General features: G+C 33.1%; 17 protein-coding genes. 4 read left to right on the forward strand and 13 right to left on the reverse strand.

The window, feature by feature from the left end:
* On the forward strand, positions 1–951 hold the full coding sequence (locus SJY34_RS03530) for a hypothetical protein (RefSeq protein ID WP_400078963.1): 951 nt from the start codon (positions 1–3) through the stop codon (positions 949–951).
* On the opposite strand, the gene SJY34_RS03535 is transcribed toward SJY34_RS03530, so the two are convergent.
* The 7 genes from SJY34_RS03535 to guaB all read right to left on the reverse strand — a co-directional run bounded on the left by SJY34_RS03535 (position 948) and on the right by guaB (position 10,666).
* A complete protein-coding gene (locus SJY34_RS03535; protein ID WP_400078965.1) occupies positions 948–3,611 on the reverse strand; it encodes a DNA gyrase/topoisomerase IV subunit A in 2,664 nt (887 codons plus the stop codon). The genes SJY34_RS03530 and SJY34_RS03535 overlap by 4 nt on opposite strands.
* Positions 3,612–4,085, reverse strand: a complete 474-nt coding sequence (locus SJY34_RS03540; RefSeq protein WP_400078967.1) for a hypothetical protein — start codon at positions 4,083–4,085, stop codon at positions 3,612–3,614.
* Positions 4,082–5,941, reverse strand: coding sequence for a DNA topoisomerase IV subunit B (locus tag SJY34_RS03545; protein WP_400078969.1), 1,860 nt, complete (start codon positions 5,939–5,941; stop codon positions 4,082–4,084). Before SJY34_RS03545 ends, SJY34_RS03540 begins: the two co-directional genes overlap by 4 nt.
* A 162-nt stretch (positions 5,942–6,103) precedes the next feature.
* Positions 6,104–7,000 (reverse strand): DMT family transporter, encoded by an 897-nt coding sequence (locus SJY34_RS03550; protein WP_400078971.1) that lies wholly within the window; start codon positions 6,998–7,000, stop codon positions 6,104–6,106.
* Between the two features lie 247 nt (positions 7,001–7,247).
* Positions 7,248–7,703, reverse strand: coding sequence for a cell division protein (locus SJY34_RS03555; RefSeq protein WP_400078973.1), 456 nt, complete (start codon positions 7,701–7,703; stop codon positions 7,248–7,250).
* A gap of 131 nt (positions 7,704–7,834) precedes the next feature.
* A complete protein-coding gene (gene ychF, locus SJY34_RS03560) occupies positions 7,835–8,929 on the reverse strand; it encodes a redox-regulated ATPase YchF (RefSeq protein ID WP_400078975.1) in 1,095 nt (364 codons plus the stop codon).
* Positions 8,930–9,193: 264 nt separating this feature from the next.
* Positions 9,194–10,666: an IMP dehydrogenase gene (guaB, locus tag SJY34_RS03565; protein ID WP_400078977.1), complete on the reverse strand. Its 1,473-nt coding sequence runs from the start codon at positions 10,664–10,666 to the stop codon at positions 9,194–9,196.
* A gap of 316 nt (positions 10,667–10,982) precedes the next feature.
* Between guaB and SJY34_RS03570 the strand changes: the two genes are divergently transcribed.
* A complete protein-coding gene (locus SJY34_RS03570; protein WP_400078979.1) occupies positions 10,983–13,214 on the forward strand; it encodes a TonB-dependent receptor family protein in 2,232 nt (743 codons plus the stop codon).
* Positions 13,215–13,266: 52 nt separating this feature from the next.
* Here the strand turns inward: SJY34_RS03570 and SJY34_RS03575 are convergent, their stop codons facing one another.
* The 5 genes from SJY34_RS03575 to SJY34_RS03595 all read right to left on the reverse strand — a co-directional run bounded on the left by SJY34_RS03575 (position 13,267) and on the right by SJY34_RS03595 (position 17,520).
* Positions 13,267–14,130, reverse strand: coding sequence for a hydroxymethylglutaryl-CoA lyase (locus SJY34_RS03575; protein ID WP_400078981.1), 864 nt, complete (start codon positions 14,128–14,130; stop codon positions 13,267–13,269).
* A gap of 85 nt (positions 14,131–14,215) precedes the next feature.
* Positions 14,216–15,361, reverse strand: coding sequence for a kelch repeat-containing protein (locus SJY34_RS03580; RefSeq protein WP_400078983.1), 1,146 nt, complete (start codon positions 15,359–15,361; stop codon positions 14,216–14,218).
* Positions 15,362–15,539: 178 nt separating this feature from the next.
* Positions 15,540–16,124, reverse strand: coding sequence for a hypothetical protein (locus SJY34_RS03585; protein WP_400078985.1), 585 nt, complete (start codon positions 16,122–16,124; stop codon positions 15,540–15,542).
* A gap of 5 nt (positions 16,125–16,129) precedes the next feature.
* The gene (locus SJY34_RS03590) at positions 16,130–16,621 is read right to left on the reverse strand and encodes an RNA polymerase sigma factor (protein WP_400078987.1); all 492 of its coding nucleotides are present in this window, start codon (positions 16,619–16,621) and stop codon (positions 16,130–16,132) included.
* 281 nt (positions 16,622–16,902) lie between these two features.
* Positions 16,903–17,520 carry a LysE family translocator gene (locus tag SJY34_RS03595; protein WP_400078989.1) on the reverse strand — a complete coding sequence of 206 codons (618 nt, stop codon included), beginning with the start codon at positions 17,518–17,520 and terminating at the stop codon, positions 16,903–16,905.
* Between the two features lie 161 nt (positions 17,521–17,681).
* Here SJY34_RS03595 and SJY34_RS03600 point away from each other — a divergent pair, with 161 nt between their 5' ends.
* Together SJY34_RS03600 and SJY34_RS03605 are read left to right on the forward strand one after the other, a co-directional pair.
* Entirely contained in the window at positions 17,682–19,415 is a 1,734-nt protein-coding gene (locus SJY34_RS03600) for a T9SS type A sorting domain-containing protein (RefSeq protein WP_400078991.1), read from the forward strand.
* 354 nt (positions 19,416–19,769) lie between these two features.
* A complete protein-coding gene (locus SJY34_RS03605; RefSeq protein WP_400078993.1) occupies positions 19,770–20,699 on the forward strand; it encodes a spondin domain-containing protein in 930 nt (309 codons plus the stop codon).
* 52 nt (positions 20,700–20,751) lie between these two features.
* Here SJY34_RS03605 and SJY34_RS03610 read toward each other — a convergent pair whose 3' ends face one another.
* Entirely contained in the window at positions 20,752–21,789 is a 1,038-nt protein-coding gene (locus SJY34_RS03610; RefSeq protein WP_400078995.1) for a quinone-dependent dihydroorotate dehydrogenase, read from the reverse strand.
* Positions 21,790–21,855 lie beyond the last annotated feature (66 nt).

Consider the following 21,855-nt stretch of genomic DNA (forward strand, 5'->3'; position numbering starts at 1 on the left):
ATGAACATAGAAATCGCTAAAAAGTTTTTTAAAATTATTATTCTTACGCTATTAATTAGCTATGGCCTGGATAAATTAGTATTCTTTGGTCTAAATAAGATTAGTGATAAAGTAATGTCTGGGCAATCTATTGGTAAGCTCAATCAATTCTTATTTATAAAAGACTCCACTGACTTTCTAGTTTTCGGAAACTCTAGAGCTAATCGCCATATTGATGTCGATTTATTCAGTGAAAACGGTTATAATATGGGTATTGATGGTATTGGTATTGCTTATAATAGTACACTCATAAATACGTTGTTAGAAGACAAAAAACAACTCGTTTTAGTGCATATTGATACAAAGAATTTTTTTGATGCTGACTATGATGGTTCAGATATTAGAGGATTAAAAACCAAATACCAAAGAGATACTGATATAACTTCTGCTCTTGAAAAATCCGGTCAATTATCTGTATTGCAAAAGTTCTATTATAGTATGAATTATAATGGCAATGCGATTGGTATTACAAAAAATTATTTTAGACCCAGTTACAATTACAAAACCTATAATGGTTACGATCCCATTTCTGTAAGTCCTGATCAAGAATCTATGAGAGATACTGTTTTATCAAATTTTGATTCTGATAAAGAGTGCTCAGATAATCATGAGGTTAATGTTATAGCTTTAGATTATTTAAAATCCATTAAAACCTTTGTAGATAAGTCACCGAATAAAACGTTTCTATTTGTTACCTCACCAATATATAATGATACTTGTAGCGCTGACAACACAAAGCTTAATCAAATTATGCAAGATTTAGGATTAAACTATTGGGATTACAGCAACCTTTATAAAGACATAAAAGACAACTCACTTTGGAAAGACGCAACACATATGTCTAAAAAAGGTGCTGAAGCATTTTCTAAACTTCTTATAGAAAAATTTAAAATTATTATTTCTAAAGATTAAAAAAGTTTAGCCTGCCCTTTATCATCAATATCCATATCATCACTATCACTAGTGTCCTCATTTATCGAATTACCTACATTAGAATTAGTATCTGAAGTTTCAGAAACTGTTTCTTCATCAATTACTTCTAACTCATCCGCATGCACTTCTTCTGGTGCTTCGTAGGGTAATGAATCCAATAAACTAATTTGGTTAATTTTATCCTTAGTTAATTGGTTTCCAAGAGCATTAATTCCTTTAACCGAAATGAATTCTTCAAGATTAACCTCCATATTAGGTTTACGATCTTTACCACGTTCTTTGGTAAACTCAACATCAGCCATTGGTCTCCAATCTGTGGATACAATCTCCAGTTGAGAGTTTGAGTGATCTGATATAAAAGATTCTTCTTTTCCTTCTTGTTCTATTAAAAAACGTTTAACGTAGTAACGTTCTTTCTCACCATCATAATAAATAGCAGAAATAGGTTTTTTAGGAATCCATTTTTCTAGTACAATCATATCACTATCAAAATGGGTAGTTAGCTCAGGAATAATTGTTTTTACCATTCCAGATTGTGTAATAATCAATAAACGATCTTCACCTCTAAATTCACCAATTAACTGACCTCTATCATCAACGTTAAGACGTTGAACTGTATCATCAAACCAAATTTTACGTGGTTTTAATGTTGAAACACCCTTTTCTTTAAGTTCAACACGTTTTATAGCATATTTGGTGACTTGATTACCCTTAGATGCTCTACCCTTAATAAGAATATCAGCAAAGTTTAAATCCCATTTTAACTTTTTTATACTTCCAACCTGGCGCAACATTATTGTAACTACCTCAGCTTCCCCATTTGGATTTGCAGAAAAATACCATAACACAGAATTTTTGCTTCCGTTGGTTAAATCATACTCACGGTCTCTGGTCATGCTTGTAACAGCAAAACGTTTCACATAAGATGGACCACCTTTACCATCACGGTAAATCATGTTATACACTGTACGTTTGTCTTTTTTCTTAAACACAGCAACATGAATTATATTCTTACCAATAAAGGTCTTAGAATCTACTTTAGTAACCATCATCTTACCCTCTTTGGTAAAGACAATGATATCGTCAATATCGCTACAATCACATACATACTCATCTCGTCGTAAAGATGTACCAACAAAACCTTCTTCTCTATTGACATAAAGTTTCGTGTTTCTTATAACAACTTTGGTAGCATCAACATCTTCAAAGACTCTTATTTCTGTTTTGCGTTCTTTTCCTTCTCCGTAATCTTTTTTTAATCTTTCAAAATACGCTATAGCATAATCAATTAGATTAGCCAAGTGATGTTTTACTTCAGCAATTTGATCTTCTAAAGCATCAATCTTTTGTTGTGCTTTATCAATATCGAATTTTGAAATACGCTTAATTCTAATTTCAGTTAAACGCGTAATATCTTCAACTGTAATTTTTCGTTTTAAATGTTTAATATGTGGCTGAAGTCCTTCGTCTATAGCGTTAATAACACCTTCCCATGTTTCTTCTTCCTCTATATCGCGATAGATTCGCTTTTCGATAAAAATACGTTCTAGTGAAGCAAAATGCCATTGTTCCTCGTATTCACCAAGTTTTATTTCTAATTCACTTTTTAAAAGCTCCACTGTATTGTCAGTAGAACGACGTAACATTTCCGTAACACCTACAAAATAAGGTTTGTTATCTTCAATAACACAACCTAAAGGTGAAATAGAGGTTTCACAACTTGTAAAAGCATAGAGCGCATCAATAGTTTTATCTGGAGATAAACCAGATGGCAAATGGATTAGGATTTCTACTTCTGCAGCAGTGTTGTCCTCGATTTTTTTAATCTTAATCTTACCTTTATCATTAGCTTTTAAAATAGAATCTATAAGCGATGAGGTCGTTGTAGCAAAAGGAATTTCTGTGATTGCTAATGTGTTTTTGCTCTGTTGCGCAATTTTAGCTCTAACACGAACCTTTCCTCCGCGCAAACCATCGTTATAATTTGTAAAATCTGCAATACCAGCAGTTGGAAAATCTGGTAAAATAGTAAAACGTTTTCCTTTTAAATGTTTTACTGAAGCATCAATAAGTTCTATAAAATTATGTGGTAAAATCTTTGTAGATAAACCTACAGCAATACCTTCACCTCCTTGAGCTAAAAGTAACGGAAACATTACTGGTAGATTTATAGGTTCTTTACGTCTGCCGTCATAAGAGGCTTGCCATTCTGTGATTTTTGGATTATAAACGACATCTAAAGCAAATTTTGACAATCTTGCCTCAATATATCTAGAAGCAGCTGCACGATCACCTGTTAAAATATTTCCCCAGTTACCTTGGGTATCAATCAACAAATCTTTCTGGCCAATTTGCACCATTGCATCTGCAATACTTGCATCTCCGTGTGGATGGTATTGCATCGTATGACCAACAATGTTCGCTACTTTATTATAACGACCATCATCTAAATCTTTCATTGAATGCATTATACGACGCTGTACAGGTTTAAAACCATCTTCAATAGCTGGTACAGCACGTTCTAAGATTACATAAGAGGCGTAATCTAAAAACCAATCTTTATACATTCCAGTAACCTTAGTGATTGTCTCTTGGTTACTATTATCTTCATTCAACAATTCATCATTTTCTTCTGACATCTACTCTCCTTGTTTATGCTTATTATTATGTTTTATAATTCTCCTCAAAGACTGCTTTACATATTTTAATTTTCTTCTATTTAAAAGTGTAACATTGAAGTGCTCATCTTGTACATTACCATTATGTTGAATGGAAAGAACTAGCGTTTTGTAAATTAAATAATTATGGACTTTATAACTCAATAATTTATGCTTAGCAAATTCTATTTTTTTTTGTCTGTAATTAATAAAATCGGTTAAAATCAATCCTTTATTAATTAGTATCAATTTTGCACCATCACTGTCGTACTCAAAATATCTTGCTATAAAATGCACAAAAATAAAAACGATAAATAAACCTAAAAACACATACAATGAAGCGTATGGAACTACACCATAGGATTTAAATACTGTAGCTAATAATATTGCAGCTACCAATAACAAAAAGTAAATGGAAATAATTTTATTTTTAACACTTCTGTTATCCGTTCTCATATAGTGTCTTCTACTAGATCAAGTTCAACTTTAAGATTTTCAATGATGAATTTTTGCCTTGTAGGTGTGTTTTTTCCCATATAGAAAGAGAGTAATTCTTCAATGGACATATCTTTTTCTAACATCACAGGATCTAAACGCATGTCTTCACCTATAAAGTGTACAAATTCATCAGGCGAAATTTCACCTAAACCTTTAAAACGCGTAATTTCTGGTTTAGGCTTTAATTTTTCTATCGCTTCACGCCTCTCGTCTTCAGAATAGCAATATATGGTCTCTTTCTTATTACGCACTCTGAACAATGGTGTCTGTAAAATATACAAATGACCTTCTTTAATGACCTCTGGGAAAAATTGCAAGAAAAATGTAATCAATAACAGTCTAATGTGCATACCATCAACATCTGCATCAGTGGCAATAACAACATTATTATAACGTAAATCTTCAAGGGATTCTTCAATATTTAGAGCAGCTTGCAAAAGATTGAACTCTTCATTCTCATAAACAATCTTTTTACTTAGTCCATAACAGTTTAAAGGCTTTCCTTTTAGACTAAATACCGCTTGCGTATTAACGTCACGTGATTTAGTAATACTACCAGATGCAGAATCTCCCTCTGTAATAAATAAGGTTGTCTCAAGATTACGCTCATTCTTAGTATCACCAAAGTGCACACGACAATCACGTAATTTTTTATTATGAAGACTAGCCTTTTTAGCCCTATCTTTTGCCAATTTCCTAATACCAGAAAGTTCCTTACGCTCACGTTCAGCCTGCAGAATTTTACGCTGTATTTTTTCTGCTGAATCCGGATTCTTGTGTAAAAAGTTATCTAAATTCTTTTTTACAAAGTCGTTTATATAAGTTCTAACTGTTGGTAAATCACCTCCCATATCTGTAGAACCCAATTTGGTCTTTGTCTGACTTTCAAAAACAGGTTCCATAACTTTTATGGCAATAGCAGAAACTACAGACTTTCTAATATCTGAAGCCTCATAATTTTTACCGTAAAACTCTCTAATCGTTTTTACCAACGACTCTCTAAACGCTGCTAAATGCGTTCCACCCTGTGTGGTATTCTGTCCGTTTACAAACGAATGGTATTCTTCACTATACTGCGTTTTACTATGTGTTAATGCAACTTCAATATCATCACCTTTTAGATGAATGATTGGATATAACATATCGGATTCGCTAATATTTTCAGCTAGTAAATCTTTTAGTCCATTTTCGCTATAATATTTTTCGCCATTAAAAACAATAGTTAGCCCAGGGTTGAGGTATACATAGTTTTTCAGCATCTTAACGATGTATTCGCTACGATACTTATAATTTTTAAAAATGACATCATCTGGTATAAAAGATACTTTCGTTCCTTTTCTCCTTGATGTATCTTCTAGAAGTTCTTGATCTGTAAGATTTCCTTGTTCAAACTCAGCAGAAGCTGATTTTCCATCTCTTGTAGATTCTACTCTAAAATAAGATGATAATGCATTTACAGCTTTTGTACCAACACCGTTTAGACCTACAGATTTTTTAAAAGCCTTAGAATCATATTTCCCACCAGTGTTCATCTTAGAAACCACATCTACCACTTTTCCTAAAGGAATACCACGACCATAATCGCGCACAATAACACGTTCGCCTTGCACAGAAATCTCAATGGTCTTACCAGCTCCCATAACATACTCATCAATAGAGTTATCCAAAACTTCCTTAAGAAGAATATAAATACCATCATCTGGCGAAGACCCATCACCCAACTTACCGATATACATACCAGGTCGCATTCGGATGTGTTCTTTCCAATCGAGTGAGCGTATATTATCTTCAGTATAGTTAGACTGTGCTGCCATAGAATTAAGTAAAATTTTTGCTGGAAGGCTAATATAAGACTATACCATAAAAAATGAAATATGGATGGCGTAAAGTAATTAACAATAATATACTCAAAATGTTGAGAACATTAGTATTAATGAAATATGATTCTAAAAAGCGAGTTGTCTGAGGTAGATACCTTATTTCCGCTTGCTTTTTGAAATTAATAGAATTCCAGAAATAACAACTAAGGTTCCAACAACCTGAAGTAAAGTAAGACGTTCATTTAAAAAGATTACAGCCAGAACTATTGTAGAAATCGGACCAATACCTGCAATAACCGCAAAGTTTGATGAATTGATTAGTTTTATAGACATAGATACCAAAAACGACGGAATAACTGTTGCAAAAACAGCAATACACAAGCCTAAAACATAAACTTGCCAAGGAAAATTAAAAATATTGACTTTTGAAAAAATCCCAAAGTGTATAAAAACGCAAATACAAGATACCAACATGGCATAAGCTGTAAAACGCATCACTCCAAATTTCGGAATCAACCAGCCACTACCAACTAAATAAGAGGCATACGTTATAGCGCTTAATAACACAAAGAAGCCACCTAAATAAGCTTCGTTACCTGAAATTGAAACTTCGCTTCCAAAGGTTACTACAATACCAATATAGGTTATTAAGATAGCCAGCTTTTGTTTATTAGTAATAGCCTTTTTTAGAAACCATTTATTAAACAATAGCACAATCGTTGGATATATAAATAGGATGATGCGCTCTAAACTTGCTTTTATATAGGTTAAGCCTACAAAATCGAAATAGCTCGCCAAATAATAACCTACAAACCCAAAAAAGACTAACCATAAATAATCCTTTCGATTCGACGTTTGTTTTCCTTCTTTCCTACAGTAATAGGCTATAACTATGTAAAACGGAAATGCAATCAACATTCGTAGTAAAAGCATACTAAGTGCATCAATATGATACTTGTAAGCTAATTTTACCATCACTGCTTTAGATGAAAATAGTATAACACCAATAATACCGAGAAAAACCCCGTAAATGAAAGTTTGATTAGATTTCATTATAGAAAATTAAAGCAGTTTATTTTTATTCGAAAACTAAAAATTTGGGAATTACGATATCCAAGCAAAGACCAATGACAGAAAAAGAGAAAACTCACCACAATATTCTTCTCCCAGAATATTAATTGTATATAAATCTAATAGCTTACAAAACCTTATTTGAATTATGTTGAATACATATGATAGTGTCACAAATATGATATTCAAACCAGATAGATCACGAATCCTAATCACTAAAGCAACAAACTCAACTTCGGTTTTCGGCTTTTTGCTTTAATAAAGCATTTCTAGTAATCAGCAGCCGCTTTAGATGTCGTTTTAAAAATAGCCAATCCACAATCTGACCTAAAACCCCATAAGGAGATTCAAAATAGAATTTATCAATCATAACTGTTTTATTACTATCTTCTTTAAAGACATGCTCATGCCTGTAGGCTTTAAACTCTCCCTTTACCATTTCGTCCACAAATAGGTAAGGTGATTCAAATTCTGTAACGCGTAAGATAAGATGTTGCGCAAAAATGAGATGATTTGTTTCCCAAGTAGTATAATCACCCTTTTCAACTAAACCAAAAGTTTTGCCTCTTATAGGTATTTCGGTAAACTTTTTTAAGGACTTGTAATAAAAGCCAATATCTCTAGCGAGATCAAAACAGACATTAATATCTGCATCGATTTTAGTTTTAACGGTAATTAGGGGCATAATATAATTTTAGATTAAGACCCAATTATTAATAAAATGTCACACAATATCTAAGCGTTATCCTATCGATGTCTTCGACAGACTCACACTGACAAACAATTAAACAAATAAACTGTTAAACGAATCAACAACTACACATTAAACAAGAAATGCATCACATCACCATCCTTAACCACGTAATTCTTCCCTTCTACTCGCATTTTACCAGCTTCCTTAACTTTAGCTTCACTTCCGTATTGCACGTAGTCCTCGTAAGCAATCACTTCTGCTCTAATAAAGCCTTTTTCAAAATCAGTATGGATGACTCCTGCCGCTTGTGGCCCAGTAGAACCAATAGTAACCGTCCAAGCTCTTACTTCTTTTACACCAGCAGTAAAATAAGTTTGCTGATTCAATAACTTATAAGCTGATCTGATTAACTTTGCTGAACCTGGTTCATCTAAACCAATATCTTGTAAGAACATTTGACGCTCTTCATAGTCGTCTAATTCGTTAATATCGGCTTCTGTACCTACTGCTAAAACCAGAACTTCGGCGTTTTCGTCTTTTACAGCGTCACGTACTTTTTCAACATAAGCATTACCAGTTGTTGCAGCACCTTCATCGACATTACAAACATACATTACGGGTTTGTCTGTAATAAACTGAGAAGGTTTTACAAAATCTGAATAATCTTCATCTGAAAACTCTAACGCTCTTACTGAAGTACCAGCTTCTAATCCTGCTTTTATTTTTAATAAAACAGCTTCTTCTTTCTGCGCTTCTTTATTACCAGTTTTTGCCGCACGTTTTACTTTGTCCAATTTCTTTTCAGCAGTTTCTAAGTCTTTTAACTGCAATTCCATATCAATGGTTTCCTTGTCTCTTATTGGATTTATAGAGCCATCAACATGTACAATATTATCATTGTCAAAACAACGCAGCACGTGAAGTATCGCATCTGTTTCTCTAATATTAGCTAAAAACTGATTTCCTAAACCTTCACCTTTTGATGCCCCTTTTACCAAACCAGCAATATCTACGATTTCTACAGTTGCAGGAATCACTTTTTCTGGGTTTACTAACTCTTCTAATTTAGACAATCTTGGATCTGGTACATTAACCACTCCAATATTAGGTTCTATGGTACAAAATGGAAAGTTGGCACTTTGCGCTTTTGCATTAGATAAACAGTTAAATAAGGTTGATTTTCCTACGTTTGGTAATCCTACAATTCCGGCTTTCATGTAATAAATTTATTTTTTTGCGAGTCTGCTTTTGGCAAGCAGGTGCAAATGTAGTTAATTAGTGGAATAGTTAAATTAAAAGTTTTTGAAATAATTTAGGAATCTATGTGTATGCGCTAAAACGGTCTGTCTATGAAATATAATGTGTAGAATGATACCAATTTTTCGGATTCATATAGAATTGAATTTTATATTTCGTTACTATCTTTTTATTCTTAAAATCCAAATTAAAAATTTCAGAAACCAAGGAAACAGGTGTAAAAATTACCTCGAATAATTAGGTGCCTCCTTAGTAATTGTCACATCGTGCGGATGACTTTCGTTAATTCCACTTGCTGTAATTTTCACAAATCGCCCATGTTCCTTTAAATTCGCAATATCCTTTGCTCCACAATAACCCATACCAGCTCTGAGACCACCAACAAACTGGTGAATACTTTCGTATAATTCACCTTTATATGGCACACGTCCAACAATACCTTCTGGTACTAGCTTTTTAATATCGTCTTCTACATCTTGAAAATAACGGTCTTTACTCCCTTGTTTCATGGCTTCAACAGAACCCATACCTCTGTAAGATTTAAATTTTCGGCCTTCGTAGATTATAGTTTCTCCAGGACTTTCTTTTGTACCTGCTAGAAGTGATCCCAACATCACTGTATCTGCACCAGCAGCAATAGCCTTTGGTATATCGCCTGTATAACGAATACCACCATCTGCAATTACTGGAACTCCAGTACCTTTAATTGCTGCGGCAACTTCTAGTACTGCCGAAAATTGTGGAAAACCGACACCTGCAACCACTCTTGTTGTGCAAATAGAGCCTGGTCCAATACCAACTTTTACAGCATCTGCTCCTGCCTCTACTAAATATTTTGCGGCTTCACCTGTGGCAATATTTCCAACTATGACTTCGAGCTTTGGAAATTTCTTTTTAATATCTTTTAACACCATCACCACACCTTTAGTATGGCCATGAGCCGTATCTATAATTACAGCATCTACTCCTGCTTTTACCAAAGCTGAAGCTCTTTCTACAGCGTCTCCAGTGACACCAATGGCTGCCGCAACACGCAGTCTTCCGAAGGAATCTTTATTGGCATTTGGTTTTTGAGTCACTTTAGTAATGTCTCTAAAGGTGATAAGACCTTGTAGCTTGTAATTATCATCAACAATAAGTAATTTTTCAATCTTATTTTCTTGAAGAATTAGTTCGGCATCTTTTAAAGAAGTTCCTACAGCTGCAGTGACCAAATTCTCCTTAGTCATAACGTCTACGATTGGTTTATCGTTTTGGTGTTCAAAACGCAAATCGCGATTAGTGACAATACCTTTTAAAGTACCTTTATCATCTACTATAGGAATACCACCAATACTATGCTCTGCCATATTTTGTTTGGCATCTGCAACTTTTGCTGTTAGTGGTAAGGTTACAGGATCTATAATCATTCCGCTTTCAGCTCGTTTTACACGACGCACTTTATCGGCTTGTTGCTCAATAGTCATGTTTTTATGAAGCACACCAATACCACCTTCTTGCGCCATGGCAATAGCCATTTTACTTTCTGTAACAGTATCCATCGCAGCCGAAACTACAGGAATATTAATCGTAATGTTTCTCGTAAATTTTGATTGAATACTGACTTCGCGAGGAAGAACTTCAGAAAATGCTGGAACTAATAAGACGTCATCGTAAGTGAGACCTTCACCTAGGATTTTGTTTTCGTGTGCTTTCATGGCAATTAAGATATAATTGCATGCAAATTTACACTTTTTATTTCATATTAAACATTAATAAATGATTAAGTCTAAATTAATGAAGACCATAAAATAAATAGATCTCAACTGAATAAATCTATGCATTTTATTTCATTAAAAATAAATCACTAAGACCCAAACATAAGCATGGAAAATATTTAACATTTCGTAACTAATTCTAAGTCAAAATATTAAAAAAATTATTTTTATTTATTCTAAATAAACTTGTTTAAGCTAAAATTAGACCTTAAATTTGCACGCTGAATAAATCATTATTTTTAATAAGTCTAAATAAATGAAATTAAAATTAGCCTTATCATTACTAGGATTAATTAGTTTTGTAAACCTACAAGCTCAAGAAAAGAGTAAAAAACAACAAAAAGATTCAATACAAAGGCTTGATGAAGTCATCATTAATGCCAATGCCATTTTCGGAAGTAAATATGTGGCAAAAAACAGAACCGGATCTTCTTATTATATTTCCCCAAAAGAACTTAAAAAATTCGGTTATACCGATATCAATCGTGCTCTAAGATCTGTTCCTGGAGTTACATTTTATGAGGAAGATGGTTTTGGTTTAAGACCAAACATAAGTTTAAGAGGAACTTCACCTCAAAGAAGTGCAAAAATATCACTAATGGAAGATGGTGTACTGATCGCGCCAGCACCATATAGTGCACCAGCAGCATATTACTTTCCTTCCGTAGGTCGTATGCAAGCTGTTGAAATTTTAAAAGGTAGCAGTCAGGTACAATTCGGCCCATTTACAACAGGTGGAGCTATAAATTTCATTTCTGCTCAGATCCCAGAAAAATTAAATGGTGAAGTGAAAGCAAGTTATGGCGCTTTTGATACACAACAACTATTGGCAAGAGTTGGAGATAGCAAACAAAATTTCGGCTATATGTTAGAATACCTGAATTTCGGATCTAACGGCTTTAAAAATTTACCAGATAATAGCAATACTGGTTTCGACATCAATGAAGTGACTGCTAAATTTAGGGTTAACACCAATCCTGATGCTAAACTAAAACAGGCTTTAGAAGCAAAATTTCATTATTATGATGAAAGGTCTAATGAGACCTATTTAGGTCTAACTGAAGCCGATTTTGATACTTCACCATATAGTAGATATGCATCTTCACAAGATGATAGGATGACAGCAGAGCAAATTCAACTGATGTTAACTCATACCATGGATTTTACCAAAAATTTTAGAATAACTACAAATGGTTATTACAACAAGTTTTCTCGTAACTGGTTTAAGCTTGATGATGTTATTTTTAATGGTGATAAACAACGCATTGCCAATGTTGTAAACAACCCAACACAATTTTCCGACCATATGGATATAGTCCGTGGAGATATAGATTCTGCATCAGATGCCTTATTGTTAAAAGCCAATAACCGTGTGTACTATTCAAAAGGAGTACAAACAAAACTTGATTACCACTGGTATGGTGAAAATACGTTTCATGATATTGAAGTCGGTCTTCGCTATCATTACGACGAAGAAGATCGTTTTCAATGGGAAGATGGTTACAGTATTGCGAACCAAGAAATGACACGAACATCTCTAGGAATACGCGGTGCAGAAGGTAATCGTATAAGCAGTGCCACTGCTTTTGCTGCTTATGCTATGTATAAATTAAAATACAATAACCTAACTCTTACACCAGGTTTACGTTATGAAAACATGATACTTCAACGTGATAATTTTGGCAACAACGATGCAAATAGAACAGGAAACGATTTAGCATTTCGCGAAAATAAAGCTGATATTTTTATTCCAGGAATTGGTTTTAACTATGCCTTTTCAGATAATGCAGCTGTGTTCGGTGGTGTGCACAAAGGTTTTTCACCTCCTGGTAGTGAAAGTGGAGAAGATCCTGAAGAAAGCATAAATTATGAATTAGGTTCTCGTTTCACAATTGGTCAACTACGAGGCGAAATGGTTGGATTTTATAACGATTACAGTAATTTATTGGGAAGCGATTTTGCAGCAACAGGAGGCACAGGGTCTTTAGATCAATTCAATGCAGGGGAAGTTGCTGTAAGCGGACTAGAATTATTATTAAATTATGAGTTATTACCAAATAACAAGAAGTTTAAATTACCCGTTACATTGGGTTATACATTAACCAATACCGAGTTTTTAAATAGCTTCGGAAGTAATGAAGATATTTGGGGAGAGGTTAATGAAGGTGACCAATTACCATATATTCCAATGCATCAGTTTAATGTTATGCTGTCATTTGAACACATTAAATATGAATTGAATCTTAGTGGACGTTATAATGGAGAATTTAGAACATTAGCGGGTTCTGGGAATATTCCTGATGATGAATTAGTAGCTTCAAACTTTATTATTGATTTTTCCGCAAAATACCACTTTTCAAAAAACCTAAGTTTTACAGGAAATATTATAAATATGCTTGATGAAGTCTATGCTGCATCTAGAGTACCAGCTGGTTTAAGGCCAGGACATCCTTTTGGTGCCAATATAGGATTAGAGTTTAGATTCTAAAATTTGATTGATTGGAAAAGGCGTTACTTAAATATGAGTAGCGCTTTTTTCTCTAGTGATACTTCGTAAAAATCTTTGTAGCCTCATTATATGCACTCTCAAAACTCATGGCATTAAGATCGTGCGCTTTTTTCTGAGTGAAGTAAGACAATATTTTTTCGGTAGGCATATTGCCAGTTAATTCATCTTTTGCCATTGGGCAACCACCAAAACCTTGTATAGCACCATCAAAGCGACGACATCCTGCTTTGTATGCTGCATCTACTTTTTCGAACCAGGTGGTTGGTGTGGTGTGTAAATGTGCACCAAATTCAATAGTTGGATATTTTGGAATTAAATTAGAAAATAAATAATCTATATTTTCTGGGTCAGAACTGCCAATGGTATCACTAAGCGATAAAATTTTTACGCCCATTTTAGCTAAACGTTCGGTCCACTCACCTACTATATCGACATTCCAAGGGTCTCCATACGGATTTCCAAAACCCATTGAGATATACACCACAACTTCTTTATTCGTCTTATTGGCAATCTCTAAGATTTCATTAAGTGTTACAACAGATTGCGCTATGGTTTTGTGCGTATTACGCATTTGAAAATTCTCGGATATTGAAAACGGAAAGCCTAAATAATCAATTTCAGTATGTTTTGATGCATCAGTCGCGCCTCTTGTATTCGCGATAATCGCGAGCAGTTTACTTCTGGTATGACTTAAATCTAGCTGAGCTAAAACGTCAGCTGTATCCACCATTTGCGGAATAGCTTTTGGTGAGACAAAACTTCCAAAATCAATGGTATCAAAACCCACACGAAGCAAGGACTGAATGTATTGCACCTTCTGTTCTGTAGGTATAAACTCCTTAATGCCTTGCATGGCATCTCTTGGACATTCTATGATTTTTACGGCTTTGTTCATTAACACCAAATATAGTGCAATTTAAACCATACTAAAATTCGAATAAAAGATTGTTAGACTATTGATAAGACAGATAGTAATATCTTCAATTCTTTATTAACTTTATGGTTTCCATATTATTATTGTCTTCAAGTTTCAAGAAATAAAATCCGTCTTGTAAATCTTGAATGTCTAAAGATTTAATATCAGAAGCCTTCTTAATGATGCTACCTGTCATATTTATTAGCATGAGTCTATCAATTTTCTTTGAAAAATATATGTAGTTTGATGCTGGGTTTGGGTACACAGAAATTAACTTTTCATCGTAGCCACCAACACTAAGTGTTGTATTTGTAGTTTGAACACCAGAAAGTGCTGACGTTCCGCTTGATGACGTATTACCTCCCATAACATATAATTCGTCATTAACGCCTTCTGCAGAAGCATGTCTACGATTAATTAAGTTACTTGAAGTTTCTGTAAACGTATTTGTTGCTGTATCAAAATATCCTGTAAAATTTTGATCAGAAAAATCACCTACAACATATATTTTGTTTCCCACAACAGCTGTAGCATTAGCTGATAATCCTTGTGGTAATGTATATTCATCTGTCCAAGCATCGGTTGCAATGTCATAAACATATATTTTATCGGATACGCTACCATTAAATCCTCCAATGACATAGAGTTTTCCATTAACAACTTCGCCTTTAGTTTCTAATGCAACTGGCATAGTGCCTAATTCGGTTAGTGTTAATGTCGCTGTATTGAAAGCATATAATTTATTGGAATAACCTGTAGCAATACTTCCGCCAAAGGAATAAACTATATTTCCATCTACTGATACTCCTGCTGCTGCAGCTGGTTCTGGGTTTACCAGACCTGTATTACTTACTGTGCCTGTAGATGTATCTACAACCTCAATAGCATCATTAAATGCATTGTTTGAAATATAACCATTAAAAATAAATAAGTTGTTACCTACTATTGCAGCTGAGCCAAACCGTTTAGCTATAGTACTGTTAGTTAAAACACTCCAAGAATTATTGGTGATGTCAAATTTAAACACATCCATAGTGTAGCCTCCAGCCAGACTAAATCCATTAGTGACATAAATATAACTACCATCATTAGCAGAACTCGTTGCACTTTTAGCACTTGGCATATCTGAGGCACTAATGAAATTTGTTGTTTGTCCATGAAAAAAATTACTAAATAGAAAGAATAAAAGAACACAGGATACTTGTTTCATATAAGGTTATTTAAAATTAGGTAGAATTTTACTTACAAAAATAATATTTTTTTTTAAACCATGAAATATCATAGTTTAAAGCAATCGTTTCCTATTCATAGAAATAGTCATCATAATATTTATTAGTTATTCCTTAATATCTATAGAAAATAACGTTTGGAGTTAAATGTCGACTGTCCTAGTTATAGTTGTTTTCTAAATCAGAAATTAAATTTAATACTTTTCTCTTATTCTTATCTGAATTTTTCTTATTTGAAATGTAAGCAATGACAAAAAGAATTATTGTTGCTAGATGAAAGAATATTCTATTTTCATTATTAAACTCAAAATTAAATATGGTGGCTTTTTCGTATAAGCCGAGTAACGCAATATTTAAAGCCACTAAAATAATAGTCATATATATCAATAAATGTCTAATATTATAATTCATTTTCTGCGTCAGTTTTTTAATAAACTCACGATTGTTAAAATCTGATTTATCAGAAATAATTCCATATTTAGCCTTGTATAGAGGTACTAATTTTATTGAAACACCAATTAATATCATTAGAAATGATATCCAATAATATTTATTTGTTAAGAATTCTGACAGTCGAATTAAACAAGCTATTACAAGAACAGCCGTAATAATAAGCAACTTGTTTCTTTCAGCTTTAGCGTTTCTTTCCATTTGATTTAATCGTTCAATTAATTCGTTATATTCAAGTGAATTTGATTTTTGTTCTTGCCACATACTCTTCCATTTTAAAATTTGCTCTTCCATGATCATTAGATTTTATCAGCTAGTTTCTTTTTAATTCTATTTACTCTTACGCCAACATTAGATGCACTAATTCCTGTTATATCTGCTATTTCCTTATAACTGTTATCTTCTAAAAGTAAACCAATTATGATTCTATCAATTTCTTTTAATGAAGAAATAGCTTTGTATAGCTTTTTAATATTCTCATCTTGTAAAGTTTCATATGTTTGATTACTTTCTGCTCTTAAATTATTAGGAATTAAGTTGGTGTGCTTAATTCTCGATTTGTTGATTTTATTTACGGCTTGTAAAGCCGTATTGGTTGTAATCCTATACACCCAAGTATTAACAGAACTTTCTTTTCTAAAACCATTTAAATTATTCCAAATTTTTATCAAAACTTCCTGAAATAAATCGTCTGCGTCGGAGGTATTCCCCATAAAACCTAAGCATAGACGATAGATTTTATCTTTTAAATCCCCATAAATATGTTGAAAAAATTGCTCCCTATTATACATTACCCAAAATAAATGAATTGACTTTTCCTGTAAAGTCCAAACCCGGAATCAACGATATAGGTTTTCCTTTACTTATTAGGTCAACTTTAAAAGGATATCGGTTTTTTTCGGTTTGGGATAGTGCTATATTTTGTATTAATAATGTCAGAATTAAAACTATCAATTTTATCATTGCAAAAAATTTGTTTACTCTTTAGATTAACAATTGACATATTTATTACATTTTTTTTTAAGTTTATTTTTAGATGTAGTTTTCTCAAATTGCACAACTATTTTTACTTCTATAACAAAATGAAAATACCAATCCCAATGAATACCAATATCTGAAGCCACTTAAGCCACAATCCCGAGTTTTCATGCTTTAAGGTGTAGCTTTTTATTTGTCCTGCCAATAAAGCTATTGAAGAAAAAATCACAAAAGACACTAACATAAAAATGCCTCCTAAAATGTAAAACTGCCAAACTGTACTCACCGTTTCACTAAACAGAAACCCTGGGAAAAATGCCAAAAAGAAAATCGTCACTTTAGGGTTTAAAACATTCATAAAAAATCCTTGAACAAATAAACCTTTCAAACTTTTCTTGGGTGTTACATTAGATTCTAAATCGATGTGCCCATCAGATTTAAACACTTTATAGGCCAAGTAAATTAAATACAAGGCACCTAATAGTTTAATTACGAAAAAGATGGATTCATTTGACGCAATAATGGCAGAAACACCAAAAGCTAATAACGTTGTATGAATTATACAACCCGTTATTAAACCACAAACTGTTGCCAATCCGTAGGACTTTCCATTGGTAATACTCTGTACTAATACAAATATATTATCTGGTCCAGGTGAAATGGCTAATGCAGAAGTTGCTAATGCAAATGAGATCAGTATTTCGTAATTCAAGCGATAAAATTTTTCACTAAAATACACCAAAACATATTGGATTTCTTGAATATTGAAAGCTTATTATTAAGTAATTTAATAACCTAAAATGACTATTAACAATAAATATTTATGAAGTAAAATAATTATGCATAAATTATAAAAAATTAAAATTTCTACAAATGAATTTAAAAAACTACTCGAAATTCTGTTTTACTGCTACATTAATTTTTTTGTTCAGCATCCGAGCTTTTTCGCAAAACATTGAATGTGGTTTCAAATACACTTCTGAAAATCAAGAGTATTTTAACTCCATAAAGAATGAAGTTAAAGCTTTGGAAGAACAATTTTTGCAGCAACAAACATTCTCAAGAAACTCAACCGCGACAAACTCGATACCAATAAAAGCACACATTATACGGCAGAGTAATGGTGACGGTGGCTTACCTTTAACGGATTTAGAGGACGCTATAACTGAATTAAACTCAGTTTTTGAAGTTGTTGGCCTAAGTTTCTTTTTATGCGAAGGCATAAACTATATTGATAGCGATGCTTTTTATGATTTTCAATCTGTTGAAGAAAATTCATTAACAAACGCTAATAGCCTTAATGGTGTTCTGAATATTTATTTTACAGGTTCAGCCTCTTCTAATGGCACTCCAGTTTGTGGATACGCCTATTTCCCTGGTGGTCCTGAGACTATAATGATGGTTAATAGTTGTACAGGCAGTGGTTTTGGTACATTACCACACGAAATGGGGCATTTCCTTGCTTTGTCTCATACTCACGGTAATAGCAATGTAGATGGTTCTTCTCAGGAATTGGTAAACGGATCTAATTGTGAATCTACAGGAGATTTTATATGTGATACACCTGCAGATCCATTGCTTCAGGGAAAAGTAAGTGGGGCTTGCATATATTTTGGTAATGATCAAGATGTAAATGGTGATTTTTATGTGCCAGATCCATTGAATATAATGTCTTATTCTCGTAATCAATGTTTAACAGTATTCTCACCTCAACAAATAGCTAGAATGAAGGCTATATATCAAATTTCTAGAACGAATCTTATTTGTCCAAGTTTTAGTCCAGATTTTGATGCTAACGTTACACTAAGTTGTGACTTAAGCCAAACGATAAACTTCACAGACAATAGTATTGGAGCAATATCATGGGCTTGGGATGTCGATGGAGATGACATTACTGATTATATAACACAAAACATAACGCACACCTATAATGAGACTGGTTCTTATGATGTTGCTTTGACAATATCAGATGGAACTTCAAATGCAAGTAAAGTTAAAAGGCAATATATCAGCGTTGGTGCTATGGAAATTAATACCTCGACGATAGCTCTTAGCTTAACACTAGATGATAATGCGTCTGAGACTTCTTGGCAATTTTTAGATGGTAATAATACTGTTATATACTCTGGAGGACCATATACTGGACCTTTTGATGCTAACAACACCATAACTGAAACTTTTACAATTAATACTAACGAATGTTACGCTTTTCAAATAAATGATAGTATTGGTGATGGTATTTGCTGTTCTTCAGGAAATGGATCATATCAATTAAGAGCAGATGATAATTCACTTTTAGCTACAGGAGGTGATATTGGTTATGGAGAAACGAACAACTTCTTCAATGGCACATTAAGTATTAGTGATTTTAGCTCAGAAAGTATAAGGTTATTTCCTAACCCTTCATCTCATAGTATAGTTATTACTACTAAATCTATACCAGATTCTTATGTGATTTATAACACTTTAGGTCAGATTTTAAAAACGTCTCAGGTAAAATCTAATACAGATCTTGAAATAAATATAGAAAGCCTAAATAGTGCTATGTATTTTATAAAGTTAACAAAAGACAGTGTAAACCAGGTTCTGTCTTTTATAAAGAATTAGAATAAAAAATATTAAATGGAAAAAGTGCATTAATTAATGTGCTTTTTTCTAGGACTTTATTACGGTCTTTGATGAATATGAACCTTTATGGATAAATCCAGTATATGTTTAAACTAAATCAGTACCTGCATCTAATTTTTCTAATACATCTTTTGCAGAATCAAAACCTCCTGCACCAATACAAATATATTATCTGGTCCAAGTGAAATGGCCAATGCAGATGTTGCCAAGGCAAATGATAGAATTATCTGATAGTTCAAAGTTAAAATTTGTAATAAAATACATTAAAACATAATTATTTGTAAAGATGCGCAATTACTTTCGACTTAAATTTATGAACAAAAAAAGTCAGCCATGAAAAAAATTACACTTACACTTATTTTAGTATTAGCATTACTACATACTGTTTGGCTTAGTGCACAGTCAACAGCAACATACGATATTAATTTTACAAGCACTTGGAATTCTACAGATCACGGGACAGTGCCTGGCAATGCTCATTGGTCTGACTTAGTTGGAGTAAACCACAATAGTAATGTCACATTTTTAGAAATGGGAGGAGTTGCTACGCTTGGTGTGGAGAATATTGCAGAGACAGGTGCAGGTGGAGAATTTGGCGCTGAAGTTCAAACTGCAGTAAATGCTGGAAATGCGCAGCAATATTTAAACCAATCGTTTTCACCTTTTGCTGCTATCAGTTCCGCAACGTTTAGCAATGTTACTGTATCTGAAGATTATCCACTTTTAACTTTATTGTCTATGATTGCTCCGAGTCCGGATTGGATGATAGCTGTTAATAGCCTTAGTTTATGGGACACTAGCATGAATAAATGGAAAGAAACATTTACAATAGATTTATTTCCATACGATGCAGGTACAGAAGATGGTTTTGGTTATTCACAAGAAAATCCTGAAACAGTACCTAGAGGAGTTATAACGAATATAGCCGGTGCTGCAGGTTATCCTTTCAATACTTCAAAAATAGGAACATTAACTGTGACTTTTAAGAGTACAACTTTAAACATTAAGGATATAGAAGCATTAAATTCTATTACTTTATTCCCTAATCCTAATAATACAGGTAGCGTTACCATTAGTAATTCGAATGATATTAATTCAATAGAAGTTTACGATGTTTTAGGAAAGAACATTAAAAAATTATCATTTGCAACGACAAGAGATGAACAGCATTTAGATACAACAGACCTTACAAAAGGAATTTATATTATAAGATTGACCAATACATCTGGAAATACGGAGAGTAAGAAATTAATTATAAATTAAACTTCAGTTAAAGATTTATTGCAAGTTTAGGACAATATCTAAAAAAACACATTTACTGTGTCTTTTTTAGTATTGCCTTGTTAATAGTCTTTACTAGCTTTGGGCCTTCATAAATAAAACCTGTATAAACTTGAACCAAATCCGCTCCTGCTTCCAGTTTTTCAAGTGCATCTTTTGCAGAGTGAATTCCTCCTACTCCTATGATAGGAAATGACTTGTTGCTTTTATCTGCCAAATATTGAATTACTCTTGTAGATTTTTGCTTTATAGGCTGTCCGCTTAAACCACCATTCCCAATGTCTTTAAGTCTTACATCGCTGGTTTTTAATCCAGTTCTATCTACTGAAGTATTACTAGCTATAACACCATCGAGATTGGTCTCAGTTATTAACTCTACAATTTCATCTAATTGAACATTATTTAAATCTGGTGCGATTTTAAGAAGAATTGGTTTTGAATCCTTAAACTTCGAATTTGCATTTTGAACAGCAGAAATTAACTCTAACAAATAATCTTTGTCGTTCAATTTGGCATGACTTCCCACATTTGGGCAACTTACATTAAGCACAAAATAATCGACATAAGGATGCAAGGCATTAAAGCATTCGAGGTAATCTTTTGTATAATCTTCAGGAAGTGTTTGGGTATTTTTACCAATGTTTCCGCCAATAATGAGTTGCCCTTTATTTTTTTTCAATTGCGCAATCGCGGCTTCAAGTCCTTCATTATTAAAGCCCATTCGATTAATAATGCCTTCATCTTCTCTTAATCTAAATAAACGTTGTTTAGGGTTACCTTCTTGAGCTTTAGGTGTTACGGTTCCTATTTCAATAAAACCAAATCCAAAATTGGCCAATTCATTATACAAAACAGCATTTTTATCGAAACCTGCAGCTAAGCCAACCGGATTTTTAAATTTTAGTCCAAATAATTCACGCTCCAGTCTTTTATCCTCAACCAAGTATAAGCTTTTAAACAAGCTTTTCATTCCTGGTAACTTGGAAATATTTCTGATTAAAGAAAATGTAAAATGATGTATTTTCTCTGGATCGAAACGAAATAAAATTGGTCGGATAATTGCTTTATACATGTGAGCGCTTTTGCTATGCAAAAATAAAGCAAATAGAATCAAATTAAAAGAAACTTGTGCCTTAAC

This window comes from Winogradskyella sp. R77965, from assembly GCF_044594915.1.
Lineage (GTDB): Bacteria > Bacteroidota > Bacteroidia > Flavobacteriales > Flavobacteriaceae > Winogradskyella.